Source organism: Marinilabiliales bacterium (genome assembly GCA_007695015.1).
Classification (GTDB): domain Bacteria; phylum Bacteroidota; class Bacteroidia; order Bacteroidales; family PUMT01; genus PXAP01.
In genome coordinates, this window is record REEN01000097.1 from 1 (window position 1) to 12459 (window position 12459).

The window sequence follows — 12459 nt, forward strand, 5'->3', positions numbered from 1 at the left end:
GCAAGCCCCATCCGGGCCTCATCTTTAAAAACCCTTACATTTAGATTGTCCTTCCTAAATATCTGCATACATCTGTATCGTTAAAAGTTGCTGTAATCCCTCCCCCCTGGCGGCATATCAATCCACGAACCAGCCAGTCAAGCCCTACGCCGGCACATCGATCCCCGGAACTGAACATCAACATCCGAAACATCCCATCAAACCCCGAAACGGCATGTCAACCCCCAAAATGACACATCAATCCCCGAAACCGAGCCGGGAAAATACCCTGCGACGCAGGATAAAAAAATCGACCACTATGCTGCGTCTGTACATTCCGGCAAGGGGGTAAGACTTACCGGGAATAAAATTCCCGGAAGCGGTTTCCCCGGCAGCAGTTTCCCTTGGAGCGGTTTCCCCGGTAACGGCTTCCCCGGAAACGATCTCCCCGTCCCGGCCGGCAGGCAGCGACAACAACAGGCGGCGTATCTCCCGCCTTTTCCTGACATTGCCGGCAAGCAGCCCGAAAAACGCAAAGTGGGCCCTTAGAACAGCAAATGCATTTCCGAATGAGAGGGCCGCTATGAATTTGACAATCGAAAGCCAGTCCCCAATAAGCCGCACCAGCACCAGCCACAGCCTGTCTCCCGGAAGGTTCCTGAGCAGCATGGAGAGACTGTTTCTGAAGTTCAGGAAGGTCTTGCGCGGATCAGTTCCCGGAAGCGTTCCCCCACCCTGGTGGTATACCACCGACGCCGGGCAAACCATAATTCGCCTCCCACCGCTTTTCATTCGCCAGCACAGGTCTATCTCCTCCATATGAGCAAAAAAACCGCTGTCGAACCCGCCAAACAGTTTCCAGTCCTCTGCCCTGACTGCCATGCAGGCACCTGTGGCCCAGAACACCTCCCTCACATCATCATACTGCCCGTTATCCTCCTCGGTAACATCAAAGATCCTTCCCCTGCAGAAAGGATAACCAAGAAAATCGATAAAGCCACCTGCAGCACCGGCATATTCAAAACGGCCCTTATCCTCAAGATCCAGTATCTTAGGCATACACGCAGCCACCCGGCTGTCTCCCTCCATTAGATCCAGCAGTGGTGCGGTCCACCCGGGTGTCACCTCCACATCGGAGTTAAGCAATATGTAGTACTCAGCCTTAATCCCGGCAAGCGCCCTGTTATAGCCACCGGCAAAACCGTAGTTGCGGTCGAGCGTTATAAGTCCGATCCCCGGGAACTCCCTCTTCACAAATTCAGCCGAGCCGTCAGTCGAACCATTGTCAGCCACCCATACTCCGGCATGCTCCGATAAAGAGTGTTCAACCACCCCCGGCAAAAACCGCCTGAGCAACTTCTCTCCGTTCCAGTTCAGTATGACTACTGCCAGCTTCTTCATGGTTGCACCTCCCTCCTGTGTTTCCACCTGCGATGCGACCAGAGCCAGTGAGACGGTTCCTCAGCAATATGTTTCTCAAGCTCGGCAACATACGATCTGATAATCTCCCCTTCGTTGACAGCCGAAGCATCATCTGCAAGCGGCACGAATTCGAATTCGTAATATCCCCTTTTAATCTTTTTCATCTTAAGGTAGATAACCGCCATTTTCATTTTCCTCGCAATAACCTCGGGTCCGCCAAAAAAGGCTGTATCCCTGTTCAGAAAAGTGTGCCACTGTGGTGTGCCGCCAGTGGGGGGCGACTGGTCGGCGATGAAGGCCGTGATGGTCTGCACCCCCTGCTGCCTGTAATTGTAGATGGTCCGCGGAGCAACCTTCATAGGCACCAGGTGGGCGTTAAACCGGGACCTCAGCTTAAGCATGATCCGGTCAAACACCCTGTTTTTGATCGGCCTGTATATAACGACGCACCTGAACGGCGCGATCAGCGGGTAACCGAACAACCACTCCCAGTTATTGCAGTGTCCCAGTAGGCCGGCCACATCCTTTCCCTGCTCAAAGTACTTTCCGGCAATCTCCGGATTGGTGTACCTGACCCTTGCAGAAACCTCGCGGGCGGTCATACCCGACTGGTAAACGGTTTCGGCTATCAGGTCGCACATGTGCCGGTAGTACTGCTTTTCAATAATTACAATCTCCTCCTTATCCCTTTCGGGGAAGGCGTTGCGCAGGTTTTCCGCAACAACGGCGCGCCTGTATCCTGTAATGTAATAAAGCGTAAGATAGGCGATTCCGGAAAAAAAGTAGAGCACACGCAGCGGAAGCATTGCCAGCAGCCTGAAGAAACCGTATATGATATGGAACAGGATAGTCTGCATTCAGGGTTTGAAAATTAATTCATAAAACGCCCCACAGCCGAACCGAACTCATCAAAAACTTTACTGTTGGCAGCAACCAGCTCACGGCCGAACAGGTAATCGCCACCGCCCCTGAAGTCACTTACCCGTCCCCCGGCCTGCTCCACCAGGAATGATCCCGCAGCCACATCCCAGGGACTCAGACCGAACTCATAAAAGGCGTCAAACCGGCCGCAGGCCACGTATGCCAGGTCAATGGCAGCAGAGCCCAGCCTTCGGAGCCCGTGAGAATTTTTCACGAAATACTCGAAAGAGACAAGGAATGACGGCATCCTGTCGAATGCCGTATAGGGAAAACCCGTAGCAATAAGAGAATCTTTCACATTCGCTGTCTCCGAAACACTTATCTCAGTGCCGTTAAGGAATGCAGGGGCTCCTTCCCATGAATAGAAGCACTCCTCAAGGTTCACTTCGTAAATAACTCCCAGCACTATCCGGTCATTGTCGCTCAGCGCAATGCTTATGGAATGGGGAGGCAGTCCGTGAATAAAATTGGTAGTGCCATCGAGCGGATCAATGATCCAGTTGAGTCCTGTCTCATTCCTTTGGCCCGTACCCTCTTCGGCAATAAAACCAGCTTCGGGCACTATCCCGGCCAGTGCACCCACCAGCATGCTCTCGGCCTGTTTGTCAACATACGAAACATAATTATGAATGCCCTTGGTCTCAATCTTGTCGGCCGAGAAAGACCTTCTCTCGTTCCTGATAAAATTGCCTGTCTCGATGGCAACCTTTTTCACTTTCTCACAAACATTCTGCAGATCCATAAAACTATTTTTTATATAAAGTTTGAACTTTCACCCAACCCGTTCAACTGCTGCCGGAGCTCTTCAGTATCGCCCTGACCTTTCCGTCAGGGGCAATTTCAATGAGCTCTGCGTCGGCAATCCTGTTTACCGCCCCCTCATCGGCTATGGCCTCCACTCTTATATAGTTGCCCGTAAAGCCATACATCCGCCCCTTCCTGTTGTAAGCCTCAAAAAGAACCTGGTGTACCTGTCCTAGGCAACTCTCATTGAACCTAAGCTTTATCTCATCTGCAAGGCTGTGCAGTATTCTGCTCCTCCTCTCCTTCTCCTGTGGAGGCACCTTGCCTTCCATCATTCCAGCCCTGGTCCCTTCCCTGTCCGAATAGGAAAAAACGTGAAGATACGAAATTCCGGCCTCCTTCAGAAACTGCAATGTATTCTCAAAGTCCCCCCCTGTCTCTCCCGGGAAGCCCGTTATCACATCGGCTCCGATGCCGGCATGGGGTATCAGTTCCCTGATCCTTGCCACCCGTTCGGTAAAGAGCGAGGTATTATATTTCCTGTTCATCAGCTTCAGCACCCTGTCGCAGCCCGATTGCAGGGGCAGGTGAAAATGGGGAGCGAACCTGCTGTTGCCGGCAATAAATTCTATCAATCCATCGTCCAGCAGATCGGGCTCGACCGATGAGAGCCTGAACCTGTCGACTGACGTTTCACTTTCAAGCCGGTAAAGCAGATCCAGGAGGCTGCCGCTGCCGCGTTTCCCGAAATCGCCAATGTTGACGCCGGTAAGCACCACCTCACGTATACCTTGTTTTTCTATCACATGCACCTGGCTCACAATCTCTCCGGCCGGGGCACTGCGGCTGCGGCCCCTGGCCATGGGGATGGTGCAGTATGAACAGTAATAGTCGCATCCGTCCTGAATCTTGAGGAATGAACGTGTGCGTCCCGACAGCGAATATGAGGGAGAAAAGTCCCTGTCTCCTCCTATCTCGCATACATGCACCCCGGGCACGGTCCTCTTTTCAAAATCACCGGCATAGTCAAATATCCTGAATTTCTCTTTCGAGCCCAGCACCAGGTCAACCCCCTTCATTTCCGCCAGCTCTGAGGCCTTGAGCTGTGAATAACAGCCCGCAACAACCAGGAATGCGCCCGGATAGTTTCTGGCCGCACGACTTATTGCATTCCTGCATTTTTTATCGGCGCTTCCCGTGACGGTACAGGTGTTGATAACCACAACATCAGCCTCGCTTCCAACATCCACCTTTTGAAAACCCTTTTCCTCGAAAAGGCGCTGTATGGTGGCGGTCTCTGCAAAGTTCAGTTTGCAACCAAGCGTATGGAAAGCGACCCTCGGTTTAATGTTCATGTCTGGCTTTGGTTTAGGATATCCCAGGGTATCCTACGGGCAATTTTAATCAAAATAATTCAATCACCCGCACAAATGACCACAACACTGTATTCAGAAGCTGAATGATTTAGCCGGCACCGGCTATGGCCTGTCATCCTGACCGGCTTCCTTGCCGGCGCGGTAACGGTTGTACAAATGGTGCACGATGCCATCTGAAACCCCGATTTTAGGTACCAGTATTCTTTTGGCGCCGGTCCATTTCATGATCTTCAGAAACACGTTTGTTGCAGGAATTATCACATCGGCCCTGTCGGGGTTAAATCCAAGGTCCCTGATCCGCTCATCAATGGAGAAAGAATCAATAAATTCGTAAATATCCCTCAGATTTTTCAGTGTAAGCGGCACACCCTCCTTTTTGCCCGAAAGCTTGAACACCTTGTTGATATTGCCTCCCGAACCGATCAGCTCAACAGGCCTGTACCGGGTTGAGAGACCTTTGACGAACTCCCTGAGCCTTTTTTTTTCGTTGCTGGTATCCTCACCCTTAATGAAGCGGATGGTTCCCAGGTTGAACGAGGCAGAAGCGACCACCTTCATTTTCGAAAACAGTGTCAACTCGGTGCTGCCCCCACCCACATCGACATAGAGATAGGCACCTTCTTTCTTTATCATTTCAACGATACGGTTTGCGTAAATCAGCTCGGCCTCCTGCTGGCCGTCTATCACGTTGATCTCAACTCCGGTTTTATCTTTGATATAGCTCACCACATGAGCCGAGTTGGCAGCCTCACGCATTGCCGAGGTGGCACAGGCACGGTAACTTACAACATCATGAACGGTCATCAGGTGCCTGAATGCGGTCATGGTGTGCATCAGCTTTTCAATCTTGGCAGCCCCTATTACACCGCCGTTATAGAATGCATCATCACCCAGCCTGACCGGCACACGCACCAGCGATGACTTTTTAAAGTACACATCGGAGTTGTCTTCTATTACATTCATGAACAGCAGCCGCACGGCATTAGAGCCTATGTCAATAGCTGCAAACTTCAGCAGTTTCAATACGGGATCAGTTTTTGCCTTAAGTTTTATTTTTAAGATACCTGTAAAATTCTGCCTGCGACCTGACGGGCTGACTACCCTCGTTCTTCCTGTACCTGTTATCCTGTTCCCGGTTTATCTCCCGGGCCTTTACGTTGTCGCTCCACTGCAGCTCGATCTGTGTCCTGAGCTCCTCCTGCAGGTCGGGATCGTAAACCGGACAGGTAACTTCAATGCGGTGGTCCAGGTTCCTCGTCATCCAGTCCGCCGACGATATATAATAAAGGTTCTTGTTGTTGTTGCAGAATACAAATATCCTGGAGTGCTCCAGGAAGGCATCGACGATGCTTATGGCCTCTATGTTATCACTTAAACCGGGTTCACCGGGTATAAGCGAGCATATACCCCTCACGATCAGTCTAATTTTAACACCGGCTCTTCCGGCCTGGTAAAGCTTATTGATCAAATCTTTGTCCACCAGGCTGTTGGTCTTGACTATTACCCAGGAATCCCTGCCGAGATCCCTGTTCCTGATCTCATTGTCGATCAGGTTCACAAGCCGCCTGCGGGCATAGTTGGGCGAGAGCAGCAGCGACTTGTAGGTGAAGTTCTTGAAGGTGTTGTCAAAGAAGTTGAACACCTTCCTTACTTCCGATGCAATCCGCTTGTCACGGGTCAGCAGCGTGGTGTCAGAATAGATACCGGCATTACCCTCATGAAAATTCCCGGTGCTTATACCTGCATAGCATACAACCTCCCGTCCCTCGCGGCGGCTTATGAGGATCAGCTTGCAGTGAACTTTAAGCCCCCTGATACCGAACAGAACCCTTACGCCGACCTCTTCCATCTTGCGTGACCAGTAAATGTTGGCCTTTTCATCAAACCTGGCCTGCAACTCAATTATCACGGTCACCTGCTTGCCGTTCCTGGCCGCATTTATAAGAGCATTGATAACCTTCGAATTCCTTGCAACCCGGTAGAGGGTAATCTTTACAGAAACAACTTTCGGATCTATGGCAGCCTCTCTCAGCCAGTCTATCAGGTTCGCAAATTTATGGTAGGGATAATGAAGCAGCAGATCTTTTTTGGCAATAACTTCAAAGATGCTTTTATTAGGCTTTATTCGCCAGTGCTGCAGGGGCTTGTGTGTGGGGTAGACCAGGTGAGGCATCCCAAAACCGGGAAACTCCATGAAGTCCTTGAAGTTATGGTAACGGCTCCCGGGTATCAGGTTATCGTCATCATCGAGCGCCATCTCTTTGATAATGTAACTGATCATATCTTCGGGAATAGCCCTGTCGTATACCAGTCTGACCGGCTGTCCCTTGTTCCGGCGGCTTACGCTTTTCGATATCTTCTCGATAAAACTCTGGGAGAGATCATTATCAACATCCAGCTCGGCATCACGGGTGATCTTTATGGTATATGCCCCGAAGCTGTCAAAATGGAATATGGAAAATACATCCTTCAGGCAAAACCTTATTACATCATCCAGGATTATCAGGTATCTTTTATGGTCTTCGGGCGGAAAGACAAGGAAGCGGGAGATGTTGGCAGGCACCTCCACAAGGGCGTATTCTGTTTCAACCTCCGGATCGCTTCCTGTCAGCTTAGTGGCAAGATAGATAGCCTTGTCCTTCAGGTAGGGGAAACTATCTACATTGTGAAGCATGATGACAGAAAGCATGGGTCTCACCTCTTCCTCGAAATAATTCTTCACAAATGCGGCCTGTGACGGGGTGAGCTGCTTTTCGTTTATGAGGTGTATATTCTCCGCTTCAAGCTCCATGATTATATCCTGGTAAATCTGTTGAAACTGTGCCTGAAGCTCTATTACCCTCTTCTGGATCTGCTTGAGTACGTTCTTCGGCTTGTCGCCTATCATTTTGCGCATGTCCCGGCTCACATTCCGGTCATAATCCATCATGCGCTTCACTGTAGCCACCCTTACCTTGAAGAACTCGTCGAGGTTGTTTGAGAAAATCCCCAGGAACCGGATCCGTTCAAGAAGAGGCAATGATTTATCTGCAGCCTCCTGCAGCACCCTGTGATTGAATGAGAGCCAGCTTATTTCCCGGTTTATTATTTTCCTGTTTTTGGCCATTGGCAACCTAACGTATTTAATTCAGTTTGCAGTTTTAAAAACCTGCCCGCTATACTGCAGTTGAAAAGCTATCCCGGCTACTTCTTTTTGGGATAGTCAAAAAGGTGTCCCGTCAGCTTGCCCCTGTGGATATCCTCCCAGGACTTCACATCAAAATCAAGGCGCACCACCCCGCTGGTCGGTATGTTGTATATCTGACTATGCACAAACTGGTTGGCAAGATAGGTAAAATCAGGGTTATGCCCGAACACCATCAGCGAATCGATTGCATCATCGACCCTTGCAACAACCTGTAAAATGGCATCCTCGCCGGCCATATAAAGATCTTCGTTAACTGACAGGTAATCCAGGGGTATCTTAAGTTCGCGGGCAAATATGACAGCCGTATGCAGGGCCCTGTTGGCGGGACTGCTGATTATCCGCGCCGGCTTGTCACCCCGTTCCTTCATTCTCCCGGCCATCTCATACGCGTTGTTGAGTCCCCTTTCGGCCAGGGGCCGGTCTATATCGGCCCTTCCGGGGAAGTCCCATGATGACTTTGCGTGCCGGCCTATATAGAGAGTTTTTGTTGATGCCATGGTTGTCTGTTGTTAAGGTTGAACAAAAAGTTACAGCAGGTTGCTTGCCAGCTCAGAAAGGAAGCTCCTCTCCCCTTTCACAAGGTTGACATGGGCGAATATATCCTGCCCCTTCATCTTGTCGGTCATATAGCTGAGTCCGTTTGATTTCATGTCCAGGTATGGCGAATCTATCTGGTGGACATCACCGGTAAAGACTATCTTGGTATTCTCTCCCGCCCTTGTGATAATGGTCTTCACCTCATGCGGGGTAAGGTTCTGCGCCTCATCGACTATGAAAAACACGTCAGAGAGGCTGCGCCCGCGTATATAGGCCAGCGGCGTAATAACAAGCTTCTCTGTCCTTTCCATCTCCTCTATCTTTGCCAGTTCCCTGCTCTGGGTCCTGAACTTGTTCTTGATAACAGAGAGGTTATCAAACAGCGGTTGCATATAGGGTCCGATCTTCTCGTTCACATCGCCCGGCAGGAAACCGATATCACGGTTGGCCAGCGGTATAATGGGCCGGGCAAGCAGTATCTGCTTGTACCTGTTATCCTGGTGCAGAGCGGCAGCCAGCGCAAGGAGGGTCTTCCCGGTCCCGGCCTTCCCCGTAAGGGATATAAGCTGAATCTCAGGCCGTATCAGCGCATCGATCGAAAATGTCTGCTCGGCATTTCGCGGCTCGATCCCGTAAATCCTGTACTTCTCAACCCGTTCCATCATATCCCTGAACGGATCATAATGGACCAGTACGGAGGCCTTGCTGCTTCTGAGTATGTAGTACTGGTGAGGCTCCATGCTCAGCTTAAATTCAGCCGCAGGAACACCTTCGGGCTCCTCATAAAGCCTCGATATCAGCCGGTCATCAAAATCCTCATGCATCTCCACTGCCCTGTCCATCGAATCGAGGTTTGCCACCTTGTCTGACTCATAGTCCTGCGCCAGTATACCGAGCGACTTGGCCTTCATTCTCAGGTTTATGTCTTTCGATACCAGTATTACAGGACGCCTGTTGAATCTTCTCCTTACATGGTCAGTTATGGCAAGTATCCGGTGGTCGGGGGTCTTTTCAGGAAACGATTCACACATCTCGTCGGAGAAGGGCTTACCCGTTTCGATCGACAGTTTTCCAAGTCCCCGTCCCAGCTTAATGCCACCATTGAAAAGGTGGTCGCCCGACAAAAGATCAAGCTCGCGGGTGAATTCCCTTGCGTGGTAATTGATCAGGTCATTGCCCCTTTTAAGCCGGTCCAGCTCCTCAAGAACAACTATCGGGATTACCAGGTCGTTTTCCTGGAAGCGGTATATACACTTGTAGTCATGCAGCAGAACATTCGTATCAAGTACGAATGTTTTCTTCTTATTCCCCATTGATTCCTGTGCAGTTTAATAATTATCGTAATCCAAAAATAAATAAATAAAATGGTTTTTACCGGGGTGAAGCTTATTAAATAGTTGTTAAATTTGTTCCCCGCGGCAAGCCTGACTGAACCGTCACGCAGGCTCCCGCAGGAAGTGGAACCCAAATCATTTCAGTAATGGAAACTCTCAAGGCGATAAAGACAAGAAGAAGCATCAGGAAATACCGGTCCGGTATGATTTCCAGACAAGAGGTAAATGCACTGCTTGAGGCCGGCATGTATGCCCCTTCGGCACGTAACGAGCAGCCCTGGCACTTCGTGGTGGTTACGGAGAGAGAACTGCTCAACAGGCTGATGGATGCACACCCCTATGCCTCAATGCTTGCAGAGGCGCCACTTGCCATCCTGGTATGCGGCGACACAGACCTTGAAAAAAGCAAGGGATACTGGCCGGTGGACTGCTCAGCGGCCACCCAGAACATACTGCTGGCGGCACATGACCGGGGCTTTGGCAGCGTGTGGCTCGGCGTGTACCCCCGCGACGAAAGGATGGAAGCCATAAAATCCATCTTCTCGCTGCCTGCTAATATTCAGCCTTTCTCACTCATTGCCCTTGGATATGCTGCCGAGGATAAAGAGCCTCCCGAGCGGTTCAGGCCGGAAAGAATTCATCTGAACGGATGGGGCAGCCGTTACGACACCTGATCCCGGCGGCTGCCGGCAGCTGCTGTCCCTGCCGCGATGCCCGATAAGAAACCCTGTTGTAGAATGATGTCGTGTCAGTCACACAGTCCTGTCCGAAAACTTAAAACGCTGCCGCAACTATTATGACCTACAAGAAAACACTGGAGTACCTTTTCAGTCAACTGCCGATGTACCAGCGCATAGGCAAAGCCGCCTACAAGGCAGACCTGGCTACAACCCTGGCACTTGATGAATATTCCGGTCATCCCCACAAGAGGTTCAGAACGGTGCATGTTGCCGGCACCAACGGCAAAGGGTCGGTATCACACATGCTGGCATCGGTGCTGCAGTCGGCCGGCCTTAAAACCGGGCTCTACACATCGCCCCATCTGCTCGACTTCAGGGAAAGGATCAGAATTGACGGTAAGCCGGTTGGAAAGGATTTCGTCACAGGTTTCACCGCAGGCCATCGCAAACTGTTCGAAAGGTTGCGACCCTCCTTTTTTGAAATGACCGTTGCCATGGCATTCGAATACTTTGCAGCAGAGAAGGTCGATGTAGCGGTTATAGAGACAGGTATGGGAGGCAGGCTTGATTCGACCAACATTATAACACCGCTTGTTTCCGTAATTACGAATATCGGGCTGGATCACACCGAGTTCCTTGGCAACAGCCTGCAGGCCATAGCAGGAGAAAAGGCAGGGATCATCAAACCGGGCATACCCGTGGTTATTGGCGAGATGCAGCCTGAGACAAGGGATGTGTTCATCACGGCTGCCAGGCAAACGGGGTCTTTAATAAGCTTTGCTTCAGAAGAGTACACCTGCGAATTTGCCACATTCACCACAGGGGGGCTGCAGTCGTTAAATATAACATCAAACAGGGAGGCGCGCCGGTCGTCAGGTGGCCGAAAGGCGGACTGGAAAAACCTGGAGACCGACCTGCTGGGCTTCTACCAGCAAAAGAATGCCGTTACTGTACTGAAAATCATAGATGTTTTGAGGGAACAGGGACTTGATATCAGCCGGGAGCATGTGTATAGCGGACTCCGGCAGGTTGCAACAGCTACGGGATTTCGCGGGCGATGGCAGATAGCCGGCAGGAACCCGCTGATCGTATTCGACACAGCCCACAATGCTGCCGGCATCAGCAATGTCATTGGCCAGATACGGGCAACTCCCCACAGGCACCTGCACATGGTGCTGGGATTTGTAAACGACAAGAAAACGGGAGAGATCCTTCGCATGCTACCGGCCGGTGCCACCTATTACTTGACCATGGCATCCATACCAAGATCGCTCGATGCCGCTGAGCTCCAAAGCAAGGCCCTCGCGGCAGGCCTTTCAGGAAAAGCATACCATACAGTGCCCGATGCTATCTCGGCAGCACTTGCCGCTGCCGGACCAGACGACCTGGTATTTGTGGGGGGCAGCACCTTCGTAGTGGCCGACGGATTGATGAACAAATAGTAAATGTCATCAGTTTATCTGCTTCCGGCCCCTTGTTCTTCTTCCCAATTCAATATCCCATCTGCCGCTCACCATGAAATCACCCGTGTCAGAACAGATCGAAAACAATATTTACTTTTGTTGTTTAACAAACCTGTGGTATTTTTAGCACGGCAATACCTTGAGATATTTAACGCAAAATGTTCTCAAGGAGTAATTAACCTTTCCATAATTCCAGATGAAAAATCTAAGAACAGTCATAAGCCTGCTGATCCTTATTGCATTAACTGCAGGAATTTCCAAAGCAACCAAATTCGTCAGCGTTCTGCCGGTTGATAACCAGATCCTGGCACTACACTTCCAGGACGGAATGGTTGTCTACAACTGGGACGATACACTGAGCGGATCCTGCAACGGGTGGGATTATTACCATACCGAAAACTGGCATCTATGTCCGGACAAAGACCAGTACGTTCCTTTTGGTGAACCGCTGAATGCTATTTATGCCCAACAACCGGGAAGTTATCTGATTATTTCTGAAGACGACCCCAATTACGGCGCCGGAGGGAAAAGCCCGGTAAAGGTCCACCGCAAATCCAAAGTCTGGGAAGCCAGTCACTCTGCTCGTATGCCGGCAATGCACCACTGGATCTACCTTGAATTGCCCCATCCGCTGAAGCGCGGGAAGATGTACTTTCTGGAAATCGATGAAAGGACAAACTCCGGAATCCAGCTGAAAGTATTCAACTATGATGAATTCACTATGGAGTCGCCTTCCATAAAAATTTCCAACATCGGTTATGAAGCCGGTGCCGTCCAGAAAACTGCCGATGTGTACCTGTGGATGGGTGATGGCGG

General features: G+C 50.7%; 11 protein-coding genes. 3 read left to right on the plus strand and 8 right to left on the minus strand.

Annotated elements, in window-relative coordinates:
• Positions 1-237: 237 nt before the first annotated feature.
• The 8 genes from EA408_12700 to EA408_12735 all read right to left on the minus strand — a co-directional run bounded on the left by EA408_12700 (position 238) and on the right by EA408_12735 (position 9479).
• Entirely contained in the window at positions 238-1380 is a 1143-nt protein-coding gene (locus tag EA408_12700; protein TVR69312.1) for a glycosyltransferase family 2 protein, read from the minus strand.
• Positions 1377-2258 carry a lipid A biosynthesis acyltransferase gene (locus EA408_12705; protein TVR69313.1) on the minus strand — a complete coding sequence of 294 codons (882 nt, stop codon included), beginning with the start codon at positions 2256-2258 and terminating at the stop codon, positions 1377-1379. The genes EA408_12700 and EA408_12705 overlap by 4 nt, the downstream gene beginning before the upstream one ends.
• 14 nt (positions 2259-2272) lie before the next feature.
• On the minus strand, positions 2273-3064 hold the full coding sequence (locus EA408_12710) for an inositol monophosphatase (protein ID TVR69314.1): 792 nt from the start codon (positions 3062-3064) through the stop codon (positions 2273-2275).
• Positions 3065-3107: 43 nt separating this feature from the next.
• Complete coding sequence (gene mtaB / locus EA408_12715) at positions 3108-4421, minus strand: tRNA (N(6)-L-threonylcarbamoyladenosine(37)-C(2))-methylthiotransferase MtaB (GenBank protein ID TVR69315.1); 1314 nt, start codon at positions 4419-4421, stop codon at positions 3108-3110.
• Positions 4422-4544: 123 nt separating this feature from the next.
• Positions 4545-5405, minus strand: coding sequence for an exopolyphosphatase (locus EA408_12720; GenBank protein TVR69322.1), 861 nt, complete (start codon positions 5403-5405; stop codon positions 4545-4547).
• 79 nt (positions 5406-5484) lie between these two features.
• Positions 5485-7548, minus strand: coding sequence for a polyphosphate kinase 1 (ppk1, locus tag EA408_12725; protein TVR69316.1), 2064 nt, complete (start codon positions 7546-7548; stop codon positions 5485-5487).
• Between the two features lie 77 nt (positions 7549-7625).
• Entirely contained in the window at positions 7626-8126 is a 501-nt protein-coding gene (locus EA408_12730; protein TVR69317.1) for a histidine phosphatase family protein, read from the minus strand.
• Positions 8127-8156: 30 nt separating this feature from the next.
• Positions 8157-9479 (minus strand): PhoH family protein, encoded by a 1323-nt coding sequence (locus EA408_12735; GenBank protein ID TVR69318.1) that lies wholly within the window; start codon positions 9477-9479, stop codon positions 8157-8159.
• Positions 9480-9646: 167 nt separating this feature from the next.
• On the opposite strand from EA408_12735, the gene EA408_12740 reads away from it, so the two are divergent.
• The 3 genes from EA408_12740 to EA408_12750 all read left to right on the plus strand — a co-directional run.
• Positions 9647-10174, plus strand: a complete 528-nt coding sequence (locus tag EA408_12740; protein ID TVR69319.1) for a nitroreductase family protein — start codon at positions 9647-9649, stop codon at positions 10172-10174.
• A gap of 122 nt (positions 10175-10296) precedes the next feature.
• Positions 10297-11622 carry a bifunctional folylpolyglutamate synthase/dihydrofolate synthase gene (locus tag EA408_12745; protein ID TVR69320.1) on the plus strand — a complete coding sequence of 442 codons (1326 nt, stop codon included), beginning with the start codon at positions 10297-10299 and terminating at the stop codon, positions 11620-11622.
• Between the two features lie 217 nt (positions 11623-11839).
• Positions 11840-12459 (plus strand): hypothetical protein (locus tag EA408_12750; GenBank protein ID TVR69321.1); only part of this gene is annotated, 620 nt, incomplete at its 3' end.